This is a genomic window from Flavobacterium sp. GW823-FHT04A11, from assembly GCF_058796535.1.
On the sequence record NZ_CM179503.1, the window covers coordinates 4270787 to 4287404 of the forward strand.

Consider the following 16618-nt stretch of genomic DNA (forward strand, 5'->3'; position numbering starts at 1 on the left):
TTCAAAATTATTTTTAGTTGTTTTTTATATCTTTTACATAGGGAAACAACATACTGTTTTTTAATTATTTAATTGACAGTATATCTAATTTCAAACTAATACAATTGAATTAATGCTTCCTTCAGCTTTATTTCTTCCTGAATATAATCTTCTTTTAGCGAATCAATCTTCTGCTGTACCTCGGGATTATATTGTTCAATTTGAACTGCAAATTGTCTGATGTATTTTACCTTTCTCTTCATTTCATCAAGATGCTGCTGAGCTTCATCAATACAGGTATTAATGTACTCTCGCTCATCCTGCGGATGTGATTCGACTTCTTCTCGTTGCTTTTTAATAATAAGTTGCGCCGAAGACATAATACTGTCTGATTCCTTATTCAATGAGAACCATTTTCTAAGCATTTCATTATTGATGCCAGAGATTTCAACTGAATCTAAATCAATATTTTCATTTGAATCGATCGAATCCTTTTGCTGACAGCTATAAAATAGCAGACCAATGAAAGTTATTATGTAGAATTTTGTTTTCATATGAATTACTTAATTAAGTCCCTTCGATTATTATTAAAACTGATTAACCATTCTCATTAGTTTTGAAATAGAAATTTGTCTCTATAATTATTTTCTGTTTCGCAGCCACTGATCTACTGGTTCAAGAACGGTATTTACAATAGCAACTAAAAGTGTACACACTAATGCTTCAATAAAATATCCCGAAGCGGCAATACAGCCAATAGCAGCACTGCACCATATCGTAGCAGCCGAGTTTAGACCATGTACATTTGGTCCTTCTCTAAAAATAACTCCGGCTCCCAGAAAGCCCACTCCCATAACGACCTGGGCAGTAATTCGCGTAACATCAATATTTGAATTTACGGCTGAAACTTTTATGGACAATAATACAAAAGCGGCAGCTCCGGTTGCTACAAGCATATTTGTAGTAAGCCCCGTTTCTTTATGATGCCATTGTCTTTCAAAACCAATAATTAATCCGGCAATTAAGGCGGCTAATAATCGAAATAAAAATTCTGTTGTACTCAAAACTATAATTTTTAAATGATTAAAATTTTTACTCTTTTGATCTAGTGAACAGTTCTTCTTTTGCTGTTTTTTCTAAATTTCAATTCTTTATCTTTTTTCCCTTCTAAAGAAATATCCTCAACTACCGACATATTCTCCGGCAAAGTATTTCCGGCATCTTCTAGCGCTTTACGAACTTTTAATCCCACGGTAAAATGAACACTATTGGCATCCGCAATATCATGTACATTATCATTTTTGAGTTTCTCTGTGGTTTGTGTAATACGAAATAAATTGGCCGCTAATTCATCACTATCCATATAATCCAGAATATTTTCATTTGCGTCTAGGTTTCTGATCTCACGGATCGCTTTTACATCTAATCCTCCGTAGAGACCTCTATAGCCATGATTCTGAAAAAAGGCATAATCTGAAGGTTTTGTTATGCCTGCTTTTTGCGCTGCTCCTGCAAGCTGAAGATTTCTTTTAGCCAGTTCTTCTCGAAGAAAAAACCTTCTCTCTTTTACTATTTTTAAATTTTTATGCTTCTGCTGGCTCAGTTCACGTAAACGGGTCTGCGTTGCAAAATAAGCCTGTCCCAAAGCAACGGGTTTCAAATTTGGATCTCCGTTTTGAATTGCGAGATAGCAGCCATAACGCGATAGTTTTATATCGCCATTGTTTCTTTGTAAATCATCACCCACTGATTTTATCGGACCGACATCTTTAAAATGTATAGCTGTTTCCTGACCAGCATTCAGGCAGGCTGCTTTTGCCTTATCCAATACCGTCAAAAACAAGCTGTATTTGGGATAATCCAGCAGTTTAGCAAGTTCTTTAGCGCTCCAAAATTCATGACCGCTTTTATCTCTTTTTCTAATTTTTTCAAAAACTGATATGTTGTTCTCTTGTGATTTTTTTGTTTTCATGTTGCACTTTTTCAATTATAAAACTTATAAATCCTGATTTTTTTAGAATATGATAGTGCAACAAATGTCATTTATAATTTAGTGTTGTAAAATGATCTGCATCACATATCAGAAAGTCATTAACCTCAAAAAAAAACGTATTAAATGACTGTCGTCATTTCTAATAATTCTGTATCGCCTTATTTTTATTATGAAATTTAAAGCCATAAATACGAGATTTTAAAAGCAATGAAAAATGGAAGAGTATATTTTAAGATTTAATCAGATAGGGATTAATGATATTAGTAAAGTAGGCGGCAAAAATGCTTCTTTGGGCGAAATATATAACAATCTTATTCCGCAGGGAATCAGAATTCCAAATGGTTTTGCCATTACCACAACTGCCTATAAAGATTTTATAAAGTATAATAATCTAAATGCTCCATTAGATGAGTTGATGAAACTTTTGGATAAGAAAGGTTTTTCCAACTTAAATGAAATTGGTTCAAAAGCCCGAAAATTATTGCTCGATGCAAAATTTCCGCTGGATCTTCAAACCGCCATTTCATCTGCATATACAGACTTATCCAAAGATAATGAAATGACCGTTGCCGTACGAAGCAGTGCCACAGCAGAAGATCTGGCCAATGCGAGTTTTGCCGGCCAACATGATTCATTTTTAAATATAAAAGGAAATATGCCACTTATATATGCAGTTAAATGCTGTTTTGCGTCACTTTATACAGACAGAGCCATCAAATACAGAATAGATAAAGGTTTTGATCATTACAGAGTATTTCTTTCTGTAGGAATACAACAGATGGTTCGCTCAGATTTGGCCTGTTCCGGAATAGGATTTACGCTTGAACCCGAATCAGGATTTCGTGATTTGATTCATATCGCTGGTACATGGGGTCTGGGCGAAACCATTGTTCAGGGAACTGTAACTCCCGATGAGTTCCTTGTCTTTAAGACTTCTCTTAAAAACAACAAAAAAGCCATTCTGCAAAAAAATCTTGGTGCAAAAACAAAAATGTTGATTTATAATGAAAATTCAGCCGGTATCAATTCAACTGTTTTAAAAGTAACTCCCAGAAAATGGTGCAGTAAATTTGTACTTCAGGATTCTGAAATTGAAAAACTGGCAAGATGGGCGCTTATTATAGAAAATCATTATAAAAAACCAATGGATTTTGAGTGGGCAAAGGACGGGATGAACGGCGAGCTCTATATCATCCAGGCCAGACCTGAAACTGTTCATTCTCAAATTAAACCTTTATCGATAACTTCTTATAAATTAGAAAAAAAAGGAGAAGTCATCATAACCGGTGAAGCCATAGGAAATGCTGTCACAAGTGGTATGGCCAGAATATTGCACTCTCCAAAAGAAGCTTCAGCATTACAAGAAGAAGATATTCTTATCACTAATTTTACAAGTCCTGATTGGGATCCAATTCTTAAAAAAGTGGCCGGAATTGTTACCAATAAAGGGGGAAGAACAAGTCACGCTTCTATAGTAGCCCGTGAACTTGGAACTCCAGCTGTAGTAGGAACAGAAAATGCTACCGAACTAATAAAAGATGGTGATTTTATTACCATAAGCTGTGCTGAGGGAAAAACAGGATATATTTATAAAGATAAATTGAAATACTTAAAAACAACCACATCTCTTGATGAAATTAAACTTCCGGGAAAACCAAAAGTCCAGCTAATAGTTTCTGAGCCGGAGAAAGCTTTTGAACTTTCTTTTCATCCTAATAATGGTGTCGGATTACTACGTATTGAATTTATTATATCCCATAATGTAAAAATACATCCAATGGCAATCATTCATACAGAAAAAGTAACTGATCCCGCTCAAAGCACAGCAATCGATAAACTCACAGAAAATTATGACACAAAAGCAGATTACCTCGTTGAAAGACTATCGCAGGGTGTGGCCACAATAGCCGCTGCTTTTTATCCAAAAGAAGTTATTGTGAGAATGAGCGATTTTAAGAGCAATGAATATTCAGGTCTTCTGGGAGGTTCATTTTTTGAACCCCAGGAAGAAAATCCAATGCTTGGTTTTCGGGGCGCTTCACGTTATTATCATGAAAAATATCGTGAAGGATTTAAGCTTGAATGTAAGGCAATGAAAGTAGTACGAGATGATATGGGGCTTACCAATGTAAAACTCATGATTCCGTTTTGCCGCACTCCTGAAGAAGGAAAAAAAGTCATTGCTATTATGGAAGAATGCGGCTTAGTACAGCATAAAAACGGACTTGAAATATATGTCATGGCAGAAATACCATCAAATGTATTACTGGCTGAAGAATTTGCGAAAATTTTTGATGGTTTTTCTATAGGATCCAATGACCTTACACAGCTCACATTGGGTATTGACCGCGACTCTGAATTAATCGCCGATCTTTTTGACGAGGAGAATGAATCTTCTAAAAAACTTATTCTTCAAATGATACAGACAGCCAATAAAATGGAAAAAAAAATAGGTATATGCGGACAAGCTCCCAGTGACTCGGCAGAATTTACGAAATTTTTAGTCATGGCGGGAATTAAAAGTATTTCTTTCAACGCTGATGCCTTGGTAAATGGTATTAAAAATGTTAACACAGTTTTTAATAAAAATAGTAATGAAGAGAAAATACATACAACGTTTAGAGAATGATTTTACATATAGGATAAATATTTTTTTCATCAAAAATTAAACTTGTAAGAGATTGGTTATCAAAAACATTTTGCGACATTTGTTAGACCAAAAACCGATTGCGATATGAAAAATCAAGCACTTTTAAATGCAATTATTGATAATGCAATCGATGGCATCATAACAATTAACGAAAAGGGAATTGTAGAATCGATAAATCCTTCAGCCTGTCGGCTTTTTTTATATACTCCCGAAGAAGTTATTGGAAAAAACATTTCATTTTTAATGCCTTCTCCAGATCGGGAAAAACATGATTCTTATTTAGAGAGCTACAAATCTTCTGGAATTCCACATATAATTGGCCATGACAGAGATGTACTGGGACGAAAAAAAGACGGCAATATTTTCCCGTTCCGACTTGGCGTGAGTGAAGTTAAATTTGAGGGAGAAAGAATTTTTGCAGGTTTTATCCATGACATGAGCCATCAAAAAGAAGCAGAAAACCGGTTAATGCAATATACGCAACATTTGGAAGAACTGGTAAAAGACCGCACTGCGACTTTAAATGAAACTATTGATGCCCTGACCCAGACAAAAGAAGAAGTCAGTAGCACGTTAGAAAAAGAAAAAGAACTCCACAAAATTAAAAGCCGCCTTTTATCAATGGCTTCTCATGAATTTAGAACGCCATTAAGCACCATTCAGCTTTCTTCCTCTTTAATTCAGCGCTATTGCGAAGATTTTGACAATCCAAAAATTGAAACCCATATCCGTAAAATCAAAAGTGCTATTGCAAATCTAACAGTAATTCTGGATGACTTTCTGCTACTTGAAAAAGCGGAATCCAATAAAATTACCTTGCAAATATCCTGTTTTGATCTTCAGGATTTTATAAAGGAAATTATTGGGGAATTAAAACTTCTGACTAAAAAAAAACAAAAGATCATCAGCATACCCAATACCGAAGTTACACTTGTAAAATTAGACAAAAACCTTCTCAAAAATTGTATCATTAATCTTGTCTCTAATGCCATTAAATACTCGGGGGAAGAAACTGAAATTGAACTTTTTACTTCAATTAATGCCAGTACAATAACAATAAACGTAAAAGACAATGGCATAGGTATTCCTGAGGAAGATCATGAACATTTATTTGAGGCTTTTTTCAGGGCGCACAATACAGGAAATATTCCGGGAACAGGTCTCGGCCTTCATATTGTTTCACGCTACGTATCGCTTATGAACGGTACTATATCGTTTAAAAGTGCTGTTGATAAAGGAACTTTATTTACTATTGAATTACCACGCTATGACTAAAATACTTATTATTGAGGACAATGACAATATCAGGGAAAATGTTGTTGAGATACTCGAACTTTCCGGATATGAAGTTTTTGAAGCAAACAACGGAAAAAGCGGAGTTGAAATTGCACTTAAAATGAAACCCGATATTGTACTGTGCGATATTATGATGCCCGAACTTGATGGTTATGGAGTATTACATATTCTCCAGAAGAATCCCGAAACACAAACATTACCTGTAATATTTTTAACTGCCAAAGCAGAACGGGCCGATATTCGTAAAGGCATGGAACTAGGAGTAGATGATTACCTCACTAAACCTTTTGACGATTTGGAGCTTTTACGGGCTATAGAGGCGCGATTGAAAAAACAAGAATTGCAGCAACTGTTTTACGGACAAACGGCCGAAAACCTCAACACTGTTATTTCCAAAGAAGATGGTCTGGTAAAACTCAAGGAAATAATGCTCGAACGAAGTACAAGGCAGTATAAAAAAAATCAATATATTCATTATGAAGGCGATCACGTAACAGGAATCTATTACATTATCAGCGGCAAAGTAAAAACTGTAAAATTAACCGAAGACGGCCGGGAACTCATTACAGGGGTATATAAAGAGAATGATTATCTGGATATCAGCATTTTATTTTCTAATGATACCTATAACGATACCACTATCGCTCTGGAAGATACTGTTTTGAGTTTTCTTCCAACAGAACAGCTCGATAAACTTCTTTTCCTCTATCCCGATGTTGGGGCAAAATTCATTAAAATTCTCGCCAATGACATGAGGGAAAAAGAGGTCCGCCTCTTGCAGATAGCGTATATGTCCGTGCGAAAAAGAATTGCCCAGGGCATTGTGCATTTGTTGCTGCAGCACGGAATAGATGATTCGAGCATCAAATTCAGCAGGGATGATCTTGCGGCATTTTCAGGAACTTCCCCAGAAACAGTAAGCCGTACTTTGAGCGACTTTAAGGAAGAAGGACTAATTGAGAAAACAGCCAGTACCATCCGTGTACTTAATTTGGAAAAACTCAGCAAACTAAAAAACTAAACCACAATGTGATGATTATCATTTATTTAGATGATTTTTATCATCCCATTTTTCGATAATGTGCTATAATTTTGGTTAAACAAATCAATAAATGTTTAATTAAAATTTAGTATATCATGACAACATTAGTTCCAACCAAGAAAAATGTTTCTTTACCCAACATTTTTGAAGATTTTTTTAATGATGGCTTTCTGGACATTCCTCCATTCTTTGCCTTTGCAAATCAAAAAGGGACCTTTATCCCAAATGTAAATGTGATAGAAAATACCGATACTTTTGAAATTGAACTCGCTGCACCCGGACTCCAAAACAAGGATTTTAAAGCAGAAGTTAACAATGGTGTTTTGAATATCAGTGCAGAAAAAGAAGAAGAATTCAAAGAGGAAGATAAAAATTTCAGAAAAAGAGAGTTTTGTTTTACCTCTTTCAGCCGTTCATTTGTTCTTCCTGAAAATATTGCAACTGATAAAATTGACGCGAATTATAAAAATGGAGTTTTAAAACTTACGCTTCCTAAAAAAAACAGCAGTCCTAAAACTCCTGTAAAACAAATTAAAATTGGATAATAATAAGATTTGAAAATGTATCTGCAGAAAACCTGCAGATACATTCTATTACTATAAAGCACTAGTTAAATCAGCTTATAAATTCTAACATGAAAGTAATTAAGCACTCTGGACATATTGTTCCTTTTGATATAGAAAAATTAAAGCTTTCTCTTCAAAAATCCGGGGCTGCCACTGCCGTTATAACAGAATGCCTGGAACAGATACAGAAACAAATGTATGAAGGCATCACCACTAAAGAAATATACAAAATGGCTTTTGCTATTTTAAAAAAAGCTTCAAATGGCCATGCTGCCCGCTATAATTTGCGTTCTGCGTTACAAATGCTTGGTCCGGCTGGTTTTTTCTTTGAAAAATTTGTTGCACGACTATATGCTGCCGAAGGCTTTACAACCGAAACCAACTTAACGCTTCAGGGAAAATGTGTTTCGCATGAAGTAGATGTAATGCTCAAAAAAGAGAACATGATTTCCATGATTGAATGTAAATTTCACAGCAGCAGAGAAGGTTCCTCTGATGTAAAAGTTCCTATGTACATTCTTTCTCGTTTTAATGATCTTAAAATAAAAACGCATCCTGTTTTTTTTAACAGCGAAACAATTAATTCCTGCATTATCGTAACCAATAACCGATTTACTAAAGATGCAGAAAGTTTCGCAAACTGCAGCGGAATTTCGCTATTAAGCTGGGATTACCCCAAAGATAACAACATCAAAAGTAAAATTGACAAAGGGGCACTCTACCCCATTACGTGCCTTACTACTCTATCAATGGTAGAAAAGGAGAAATTGCTGATTCTGGATCAGCTGCTTGTAAAAGATCTTATTAACGATTCTCATAGTCTTTCTAAAATTGGACTTAGTGAAAACAGGGTTCGAAATGTATTGAAAGAAGCTTCACAAATTTGTAAACTTATCTAAGATGAAAATAAAATTCATAGGAGGTTCCGGAACAGTAACAGGCTCCAAAACACTCATAGAAAGCGATGGTATTAGAATATTGGTAGACTGCGGCCTCTTTCAGGGGCTTAAGTCTTTAAGGCAGCTCAATTGGGAACCATTGCCAATTTTACCCTCAACTATAGATTATGTTTTACTCACCCATGGTCATCTGGATCATTGCGGCTGGCTTCCACGATTGGTTGCCCAAGGATTTACAGGAAAAATATATTGCACCGGACCAACCAAAGCCGTAGCAAAACTTGTTCTTTTAGACAGCGCCAAAATTCAGGAAGAAGAAGCTAATAAAGCCAACAAAGAGCATTATTCTAAACATGAAAAAGCAGTACCTCTCTATAGTGTAGCTCAGGCAGAAAATGTTCTTGCTTTTTTTAAAGTAATACAGCCCAATATATCTACTGTTATAGCAAATGATATTGCTGCCGTTTTTTCAAGTGCCGGACATATTATTGGTGCCTGCAGTATCACACTGACTCTTGAGGGAAAAACTTTGATTTTTTCAGGTGATATTGGGCGGGATGATGATGTATTGATGTTTGCGCCAACAAAACCTTTAATGGCTGATTATATTTTTTTAGAAAGTACTTACGGTAATCACCTGCATCCTGACCTCGACGTAAAAAAAGAACTCGAAACCTATATCAACACAACTATCCAGCAAAATGGAACTGTAATTATTCCCGGGTTTGCTGTTGAAAGGGCACAGTCAATAATGTATCTTTTATGGAAACTCAAAACAGAAGGAAGAATACCCGACATTCCGTACATCCTTGACACGCCTATGGGTGCCAGCGTTCTTGATGTCTTTCTGGAAAATATGGAGTGGCATAAATTGTCTGCCAATGATTGTAATGAGATATTCAAAATGTTCAGAATCGTTTCTGAATTTGAGCAAACCGTGCGCACAATTGAAGATCCCCTGCCAAAAGTAATTATTGCAGCAAGTGGCATGGTTACGGGGGGGCGTGTATTATCTTACCTGCAACAATATATCAGTAGGGAGAAAACCACAGTCATAATTGTAGGCTATCAGGCGGAAGGCACTCGTGGCAGAAAACTTATTGAAGGGGCTGATGAAATTAAAATTTATGGAAAATATTATTCTGTAAAAGCCAAAATTGTACAAATTGAAGGGCTATCTGCGCATGGTGATCAGGAAGATTTGTTAAACTGGCTTTCTGCTCTTAATAACAATCCAAAATGTATTTATTTAGTACATGGCGAAAACCTTCCCGCAGATGAACTGCGCACCAAAATCCAGGAACGATATGGTTATAAATGCAGTGTTCCGCTTATGGGAAGTGAAATAGAAATTTAATTTTTTGATCTTCTTCTTATATATTTTATTGCCTCAAACCACAGTACCGATATTGAACCGGTCAGAATACACAAAATGAATTGATAAAATGTAATTAATTCAAAATTAAAGAGAGAGCGCAAAAATGGTATTGCAAACAACGACAGAACCAACAGTACTGTAACAGCAATAATGATCGATACCAGGATATTTTTATATCGAAGCGTTACCCATAACGAATAGTAAAATGAGCGGTTAACAAGTGTCAATAAAACATTCGAAGTTATTAAAGTTAAAAATACGATACTTCTGGTTATGTTTTCGTTCCATTGATTATGAACTGACCATTGATATACAAACAACAAACCAAATGTTATTACAATCCCCTGAAGAATGCTGATTGCAAGTTCTTTTGTATTAAAAAATGTTGACGTTGGCGGCCTTGGTCCCCGCTGCATCGTATCTGCTTCTGCTGGTTCATTTTCATAAATTATAGAGCAGGTTGGTCCCATTATAAGTTCGAGCAGAATTACATGAAGCGGACTGAATATATTGGGATATTTCCACCGTAAGGCAAGCGGCAGGAAAACGATCAAAATTATCGGAATATGTATGGATATAATATACTGAATTGCTTTTTTCAGGTTCATATAAATCTTTCTGCCCATTGCAACAGCATCCACCATTTTAGAAAGATCGTCTTCTACAAGAATAATTGATGCTGCTTCTTTTGCTATTGACGTTCCTTTTTTACCCATTGCAATGCCAATGTGTGCTGCCTTGAGCGAAGGTCCGTCATTGACTCCGTCTCCTGTCATGGCAACAATTTGTCCATTTGCTTTCAGAGCATTTACAATTCGCAGTTTAGCATCGGGAAACATTCTGCTAAAAATATTAATATGCATTACTTTTTTTTGCAGCTCAGCCTCGCTGAATTTCATGAGTTCGTCTCCTGTAACAGATTTATCAAAACCCTTAAAACCAATTTCCCGAGCAATGGCATTTGTGGTCCGGGCATTGTCACCGGTAATAATCTTTACCTCTATTCCGGATGTGTAAAATGATTTTAAAACTTCGGCAATATTCTCTTTTGGAGGGTCATAAAAAGCAACCAATCCCTTAAATATAAACGGAATTTCCTGCTGCGTTTCGGGATAATTATTCCCTTTCAGATTTCCCGTCGCAACGCCAAGTACCCTGTAGCCTTTCTGTGTGAATTTATTCATGCCATTCATTACCGCTTCTTTTTCCCCAGCTGAAAGATGGCAAACTTCTAAAATAGCTTCAGGAGCACCTTTAGCAGCAATAATTCGATGGCCAAAGTCATCTTCAAATACATGTGTCATCATAGGCGGTTTGCCTGACAAAGGATATTCATGAATCATTTTAGAAAGCATTCTCAAATCCTTGTCAGTATATTTTTTATAAGTGTCATGAAGGGCAATTTCCATAGGATCAAAAGCAATTGGTTCGCTGGCCCACATAGCAGTTGTAAGGAGTTCTTCTGTTTCTTTTAATGCCCTGAAAGTATCTGTCGACACCTCTAAACCAGAAGGCAGATAAAGTCTTGCCAGTTCCATTTTATTTTGGGTGATTGTACCTGTTTTATCAGTACAAATTACTGTTGCGCTGCCTAATGTTTCTACTGTTTTCATTTGCTTCACGACAATACCCATTTTCATAAGTCTGCGTGCTCCCAATGCCATGAATGTTGTAAAGGCAACAGGAATCTCCTCTGGTAGTATACTCATGGCAAGCGTGAGCGCCATCAAAAGACTTCCCAAAACATTCCCTGATCTTGAATAGTTGATTCCCCAAACCAAAATAAATACCAATGCTCCTGCAAAAATCATTTTTTTTATAAAGTTTCCAATCTGGAGTTCTAATGGTGTTTTCTCCTCCCCAATAGCATTAAGACTATTTCCTATTTTACCCAGTCGGGTTTCGTTTCCAATGGCAGTAACTTTAACAATAGCCAATCCGCTGACAACAGTAGTTCCTGAAAAAACCTTATTATCTTTTTTGTTTTTGTCTTTGAAAACTGCCATGGACTCACCGGTAAGTATGGATTCATTTACCGAAAAATCATTGGAACTGATAATAGAGCCATCAGCCGGAATTAAACTGCCTTCCTCAATTATTACCAAATCTTCAATAACGACATCTCGTGTTTTAATATTATGCTGCTGTCCCTCACGAATAACTTTACACAAAGGCTGTGTAAATTCCTGTAGTTTTGCCAGCGCATTTTGGCTTCTTTTTTCCTGATAAAGCGAAATGGCTACAATCAATAAAATCGAAACAGATAGAAATATAGCGTCACTATACTGCTTATTTACAAAGTAAATTAAGGAGGCGATGAGCAATAAAACAACCATTGGTTCTGCAAAAATACTTTTTAGAAAAACTAAAAACCTGTTATCTTTTTTATAATTATAGGTATTGATTCCAAATTTTTTTCTAAGATCGATAACTTGGTCAAAATTTAATCCTTCTAATTCCTGCTTGCTTGTGTTCATGAGGATATTTTTTTTAGATTAACTAACGTAAAGTACTGGCTTGTTATGATACACTAACCGACGGGAATATATACAGTCTTATTTTTAAAGCATTTAAAACCATGCAATGTTGCTTGCAGATAGAAAAAAGTTTTAAAGTTTTATTAATCTGAGAACTTTCTGAAATAGTTACTGCCGGTCTTATTACAATATCTGTAATTTCTGAAAATTCATCCGATATTACAACAGAGGCGCGTGCGCTGCAATTAAATTTTTTCATTGCAATTCCTTTGTTTTTTGCTATTTTAAAAAATGCTGCCATATAAGAACTTTCAACAGACGCAATAAACAAATGTTCGGCTGACCATACATCTTCATCTGCATTTTGCAAACACGACTGAAGTGCAACTTCTATGGTATTGTTGAATATTACAGAACTTAATCGTGCATTTTGATTTTCATGCCAATCCAAATCTACATGATATTCACGTATAGTTTCCATATAATTTTTTTTTAAGTGCGCAGAGCAATTCTCATTATTAAGTCCAATAATAATACTAAACTAAATTAGGGGATTGCCGGATGTGATAAAATGATTTTGATCACAATATCAAATACACATTTATTTAAAGCTAATGAATGTCATTTGCTTTTCATCGTTGTGATATACTTTACCAAATTCTTTTTTAGTAATTGAACTCTGTTTTGTATACCGTTTTTAAAAATGTTTTTCAGATAAATAACATTCATAAATAACAAAAAAAGTATTGAAAATCATTTTTATCCATGATTCAGATCATTTTAAATTTCTCTCTTTTAGTAGAATTTTACGATAGAAATTTAAAGCCCGCACAACAATACAAACCTTACCGCAGAACCAAAAAACAAACTCTGAAACGTATAACAACTAAAAAATAGAAACCATGGAAAATCAAAAACTATTTGTTGCAAAGTTTAAAACATGGCAGCAAGCCGAAGATGCTATCAAAAAACTAAAAAAAAGTGATTACGACATTACAAAACTATCTATAATTGGAACAGATTGTTACCTGGAAAAAAGTGTTAGGGGATATTCTGATATTTATGACAAGGTAGAGAAATGGAGTACCCTTGCGGTATTTTCTATTGGTTTGTGTGGTCTTTTATTTGGTTTTTTCTTCGTTTTTAACTTTGCAGCGCGTATTCCTTATTTCAGGATTCCAATTATATATGCATGCTTAGCTGTACTTCTTGGCGCCACACTACCTTTAATTGGCATGGGAATTTCAAGAGGCAAAATCATTCAATACAAAACAGGATTGAAAGCCCGAAAATTTATGCTTTTTGCTGAGGAAACTAATGCGAAGATTGAAGAAATAAGAACCTTATTGCAAATTCATATTCCGAAAGAAAATACAATAACAGAAAAAGAAAACCGAATGGTTTTAGAAAACTAAAACTTTCATACTGGCAAAATAAGTCAAAAATAGAAGATTCATGAACCTTATTTAACTCCATAAATACAATAACATGAAAACAAATGAAGAATTACAAAGAGACGTGCAAAATGCCATTAAATGGGAACCACAATTGCACGCAGCAGAAATTGGTGTAACTGCAAAGGATGGAATCATAACCCTAATGGGAACCGTTGATGCTTATTATAAAAAAAATGAAGCTGAAAATGCCGCCAAAAATGTTGATGGCGTAAAAGCGGTTGTTGAAGAAATTGAAGTAAGTTATTCGAACAGCAAGAAGTCTGATGAAGAGATTGCTGCCGACGCATTAAAAGCTTTAACTGATAGCTGGAATGTTCCAGAGGAAAAAATTCAAATTAAAATTGAGAAAGGATGGGTTACTCTGGAAGGTCAGGTGACCTGGAATTATCAGAAAGAAGCTGCGGAAAAGTCTATTGGACATATTACCGGAGTTAAAGGTGTCACCAATCATATCAGGATTAAAGCTCAGATAGAAAGTGAAATTGAGAAAAAAACTATTACAAAGGCACTGGCGAGCAACTGGACCTTACATTCTGAAAACATTTTTGTTAAAGTAGATGGAACAAAGGTTACACTAACAGGTGTCGTATCTTCAATTTACCAAAAAGAGCTGGCTGAAAAAATAGTCTGGAAAACGCCTGGCATCTGGTCTGTAGAAAATCAACTGATGGTAGAGTACAAACATGCTTTAACAGAATGATTATAAAAGAGATTAACATAAAAATTAAATGTCATGAAACCAAGCTGGATCATATTAACCTTTACCGGGATTATTGTATTAATTATGATGGTATATCTTTTTAGACAAAACCAAAAAGACAGAAAAGTTTACGAGGAGGAACTAAACAAACCTTCAAATCTTTATAAAGACGAATCTGAAGTAAATGATGTACAATAATTTTAATTTTTAAAATATAAATAATGAAAAAACTGATAATCTACTTTGTGTTTGTAATAACGGCAGCATTGTTGTTTATGAATCGCTATACGGATTTGTATATTAATAACTCTATAGTACATTTTATACTACTACTATTAGCATTAACCACCCTTATTTTTATTTTGGGAAATATTTTTGGGAAATTAAAAACTACAAAGTCAAGATTATTTACCCTATTGATTGTGGCATTTTTGTGTTTTATAAAATCTTTTTTAACCTGGGGCGGCGACTGGAAAACCCAAACAGTACTTTACCGCAATACGGATAATTATAATAAAACGATAGAATTTCAGATGCGGGGAAACCGTTTTTCTTTGGGATACAAAAAAAGAATTGTCAACAGATTAAAATTATTTCCCGCACTAGATTGGACTACCGATGTTGATACTGCCAAAATTGATCACAAACATTGGAAAAAATTAAATCTGTATGTAAACGAAATGAAGTTTGCTTCAAATTAAAAACCTCTCATTTGACATCAGTAAACGCAACAATAGGAACCATTTTAAACTACACACATGGAAAAAATACTTGTTACAACAGACCTGTCTTACAACTCCAAAACAGCTGTACGTTTTGCTATACAACTTGCTTCACAAGCAAGATACGAACTTATATTTCTTTATGTAAATACTTCATTTATTATTGATCCCTTTGCTGCCGTTACCTTTGCAGGCCTTCCTGAACCGGATACAAAATTACAAGAGCAAAATTTAATAAAATTTATCCACACTCTGTACAGGCAAACCAATAAACAGCCAGGAAAAGTAAGCTATATTGCACAGAACAGACTGGATGTAAATGAAGCTATTCTCGAATGTGCAAAAAAAATGAAGGCTAATTACATTTGCATGGCCACAAGAGGCGGGGGTCTTGCAAATAAGCTATTAGGCAGTTATACCAATAAAGTTTTACATGATTCGCCCCTTCCGGTCTTAGTTGTACCAAAGTATTACAGGATGCAAGCGGTAAATTCTGTTATGTACCCATCTGATATTGAAAATATAGATACTGAACTGCCTTTGATTAAAAAGTTTGCAGCACAATTTGATGCTCCAATTACAGTATATCACTACGATTATTTTACAAATGAGGATGAGATAAATAAAAAATTAAAAAAAATAGAACAGAAATTTAAAACCGGGAAAATAAATTTTCAATTTAAAAAATTAACTCCCGATGTACCTTTGCTTCGCCACTTGCAAATTGATATTATAAAAACCAAACCATCCATAATTACCATGTTTGCAAAAGAAGACCGTCGATGGTTTGAAAAACTATTTCAGTCTCCTAAAACTTCTGAAAAAGGCTTTGATACCAAAACACCAATGCTGGTTTTTAGAAAATAACAACAGGCCGGTAAATCATTACCGGCCTGTTTCTTAAACTATTAATTATTCTGCAAAAGGCTTAGGCCTTTTATTTTTGTCATAGTCTTTTTTGCGATCAATTTATTTAAATAGTTAATTTACCTAAGGCATATTAAATTCATGGAACTCACACAAAGCAGCTTCAAGTTTAAGCTTTTCCTGCAAATAATCCAGCTTCAGTGAATCTAGCTTTTTTACAACTGATGAATCAAATGTTTCCGTATTAGTTTCATACTCTTTAATGTAATTTACTCTCTTTTTTAATTCGCCTAGATGATATTGGGCCTCGTGAAGTTTCTTCTCTTTTTTATCGCTCCTCGATTGTAACTTCATCTCCTGTTCTTGCTGATTAATTATTGTTTCAGCTGATGTAATAATACTATCGGATTCTTTATTAAACCAAAACCATTTTCTAAGTGTAGTTTGTTCAATGTTTTTAACTGACATTAAGGAATCAGAATTAACATTATCTTCTATTGCAGGGGTTTTGTTCTGACAGGAATATAACAAAACTGTTATAACACCCAAAATACTAAATTTTGTTTTCATATCATTTGATTTAAATCTTGTA

17 protein-coding genes are annotated in these 16618 nt (G+C 34.8%); 11 read left to right on the forward strand and 6 right to left on the reverse strand.

Annotated features, from left to right (window positions below; all coding sequences use genetic code 11):
- Positions 1–95 precede the first annotated feature (95 nt).
- The 3 genes from AC3QL1_RS18410 to dinD form a co-directional block, all read right to left on the reverse strand.
- Positions 96–533 (reverse strand): hypothetical protein, encoded by a 438-nt coding sequence (locus AC3QL1_RS18410; protein WP_492493594.1) that lies wholly within the window; start codon positions 531–533, stop codon positions 96–98.
- Between the two features lie 87 nt (positions 534–620).
- Positions 621–1043, reverse strand: a complete 423-nt coding sequence (locus AC3QL1_RS18415; RefSeq protein ID WP_492493595.1) for an MgtC/SapB family protein — start codon at positions 1041–1043, stop codon at positions 621–623.
- A 41-nt stretch (positions 1044–1084) separates the two neighbouring features.
- Entirely contained in the window at positions 1085–1951 is an 867-nt protein-coding gene (dinD, locus tag AC3QL1_RS18420; RefSeq protein WP_492493596.1) for a DNA damage-inducible protein D, read from the reverse strand.
- Positions 1952–2186: 235 nt separating this feature from the next.
- Here dinD and ppsA point away from each other — a divergent pair, with 235 nt between their 5' ends.
- From ppsA to AC3QL1_RS18450, 6 genes are all read left to right on the forward strand, one after another.
- On the forward strand, positions 2187–4601 hold the full coding sequence (gene ppsA / locus AC3QL1_RS18425) for a phosphoenolpyruvate synthase (RefSeq protein WP_492493597.1): 2415 nt from the start codon (positions 2187–2189) through the stop codon (positions 4599–4601).
- 105 nt (positions 4602–4706) lie between these two features.
- Positions 4707–5897: a PAS domain-containing sensor histidine kinase gene (locus AC3QL1_RS18430; protein WP_492493598.1), complete on the forward strand. Its 1191-nt coding sequence runs from the start codon at positions 4707–4709 to the stop codon at positions 5895–5897.
- Entirely contained in the window at positions 5890–6939 is a 1050-nt protein-coding gene (locus tag AC3QL1_RS18435) for a response regulator (RefSeq protein WP_492493599.1), read from the forward strand. The genes AC3QL1_RS18430 and AC3QL1_RS18435 overlap by 8 nt, the downstream gene beginning before the upstream one ends.
- 116 nt (positions 6940–7055) lie before the next feature.
- On the forward strand, positions 7056–7505 hold the full coding sequence (locus tag AC3QL1_RS18440) for an Hsp20/alpha crystallin family protein (protein WP_492493600.1): 450 nt from the start codon (positions 7056–7058) through the stop codon (positions 7503–7505).
- Between the two features lie 89 nt (positions 7506–7594).
- Positions 7595–8425, forward strand: a complete 831-nt coding sequence (locus tag AC3QL1_RS18445; RefSeq protein ID WP_492493601.1) for an ATP cone domain-containing protein — start codon at positions 7595–7597, stop codon at positions 8423–8425.
- 1 nt (position 8426) lies between these two features.
- Positions 8427–9782 (forward strand): MBL fold metallo-hydrolase RNA specificity domain-containing protein, encoded by a 1356-nt coding sequence (locus tag AC3QL1_RS18450; RefSeq protein WP_492493602.1) that lies wholly within the window; start codon positions 8427–8429, stop codon positions 9780–9782.
- Here the strand turns inward: AC3QL1_RS18450 and AC3QL1_RS18455 are convergent.
- The gene (locus AC3QL1_RS18455) at positions 9779–12280 is read right to left on the reverse strand and encodes a cation-translocating P-type ATPase (RefSeq protein WP_492493603.1); all 2502 of its coding nucleotides are present in this window, start codon (positions 12278–12280) and stop codon (positions 9779–9781) included. The two genes, AC3QL1_RS18450 and AC3QL1_RS18455, sit on opposite strands and share 4 nt — an antisense overlap.
- 43 nt (positions 12281–12323) lie before the next feature.
- Entirely contained in the window at positions 12324–12761 is a 438-nt protein-coding gene (locus tag AC3QL1_RS18460; protein ID WP_492493604.1) for an OsmC family protein, read from the reverse strand.
- A 421-nt stretch (positions 12762–13182) separates the two neighbouring features.
- Here AC3QL1_RS18460 and AC3QL1_RS18465 point away from each other — a divergent pair, with 421 nt between their 5' ends.
- The 5 genes from AC3QL1_RS18465 (at position 13183) to AC3QL1_RS18485 (ending at position 16026) form a co-directional block, all read left to right on the forward strand.
- Positions 13183–13695, forward strand: coding sequence for a hypothetical protein (locus AC3QL1_RS18465; protein ID WP_492493605.1), 513 nt, complete (start codon positions 13183–13185; stop codon positions 13693–13695).
- Between the two features lie 73 nt (positions 13696–13768).
- Positions 13769–14437: a BON domain-containing protein gene (locus tag AC3QL1_RS18470; protein ID WP_492493606.1), complete on the forward strand. Its 669-nt coding sequence runs from the start codon at positions 13769–13771 to the stop codon at positions 14435–14437.
- Positions 14438–14470: 33 nt separating this feature from the next.
- Complete coding sequence (locus AC3QL1_RS18475) at positions 14471–14635, forward strand: hypothetical protein (RefSeq protein ID WP_492493607.1); 165 nt, start codon at positions 14471–14473, stop codon at positions 14633–14635.
- Positions 14636–14658: 23 nt separating this feature from the next.
- Positions 14659–15138: a hypothetical protein gene (locus AC3QL1_RS18480; protein ID WP_492493608.1), complete on the forward strand. Its 480-nt coding sequence runs from the start codon at positions 14659–14661 to the stop codon at positions 15136–15138.
- A 57-nt stretch (positions 15139–15195) separates the two neighbouring features.
- Complete coding sequence (locus tag AC3QL1_RS18485) at positions 15196–16026, forward strand: universal stress protein (protein WP_492493609.1); 831 nt, start codon at positions 15196–15198, stop codon at positions 16024–16026.
- Positions 16027–16149: 123 nt separating this feature from the next.
- On the opposite strand, the gene AC3QL1_RS18490 is transcribed toward AC3QL1_RS18485, so the two are convergent.
- Positions 16150–16596, reverse strand: coding sequence for a hypothetical protein (locus AC3QL1_RS18490; protein ID WP_492493610.1), 447 nt, complete (start codon positions 16594–16596; stop codon positions 16150–16152).
- Between the last annotated feature and the right edge of the window lie 22 nt (positions 16597–16618).

Excerpts from the sequence above, each read along its gene's own strand:
- AC3QL1_RS18445 (WP_492493601.1), top strand. The coding sequence starts at position 7,595 with ATGAAAGTAATTAAGCACTCTGGACATATTGTTCCTTTTGATATAGAA.
- AC3QL1_RS18440 (WP_492493600.1), top strand. The coding sequence starts at position 7,056 with ATGACAACATTAGTTCCAACCAAGAAAAATGTTTCTTTACCCAACATT.
- dinD (WP_492493596.1), bottom strand. The coding sequence starts at position 1,951 with ATGAAAACAAAAAAATCACAAGAGAACAACATATCAGTTTTTGAAAAA.
- ppsA (WP_492493597.1), top strand. The coding sequence starts at position 2,187 with ATGGAAGAGTATATTTTAAGATTTAATCAGATAGGGATTAATGATATT.
- AC3QL1_RS18475 (WP_492493607.1), top strand. The coding sequence starts at position 14,471 with ATGAAACCAAGCTGGATCATATTAACCTTTACCGGGATTATTGTATTA.
- AC3QL1_RS18430 (WP_492493598.1), top strand. The coding sequence starts at position 4,707 with ATGAAAAATCAAGCACTTTTAAATGCAATTATTGATAATGCAATCGAT.
- AC3QL1_RS18485 (WP_492493609.1), top strand. The coding sequence starts at position 15,196 with ATGGAAAAAATACTTGTTACAACAGACCTGTCTTACAACTCCAAAACA.
- AC3QL1_RS18465 (WP_492493605.1), top strand. The coding sequence starts at position 13,183 with ATGGAAAATCAAAAACTATTTGTTGCAAAGTTTAAAACATGGCAGCAA.
- AC3QL1_RS18455 (WP_492493603.1), bottom strand. The coding sequence starts at position 12,280 with ATGAACACAAGCAAGCAGGAATTAGAAGGATTAAATTTTGACCAAGTT.
- AC3QL1_RS18490 (WP_492493610.1), bottom strand. The coding sequence starts at position 16,596 with ATGAAAACAAAATTTAGTATTTTGGGTGTTATAACAGTTTTGTTATAT.
- AC3QL1_RS18470 (WP_492493606.1), top strand. The coding sequence starts at position 13,769 with ATGAAAACAAATGAAGAATTACAAAGAGACGTGCAAAATGCCATTAAA.
- AC3QL1_RS18435 (WP_492493599.1), top strand. The coding sequence starts at position 5,890 with ATGACTAAAATACTTATTATTGAGGACAATGACAATATCAGGGAAAAT.
- AC3QL1_RS18480 (WP_492493608.1), top strand. The coding sequence starts at position 14,659 with ATGAAAAAACTGATAATCTACTTTGTGTTTGTAATAACGGCAGCATTG.
- AC3QL1_RS18410 (WP_492493594.1), bottom strand. The coding sequence starts at position 533 with ATGAAAACAAAATTCTACATAATAACTTTCATTGGTCTGCTATTTTAT.
- AC3QL1_RS18460 (WP_492493604.1), bottom strand. The coding sequence starts at position 12,761 with ATGGAAACTATACGTGAATATCATGTAGATTTGGATTGGCATGAAAAT.
- AC3QL1_RS18450 (WP_492493602.1), top strand. The coding sequence starts at position 8,427 with ATGAAAATAAAATTCATAGGAGGTTCCGGAACAGTAACAGGCTCCAAA.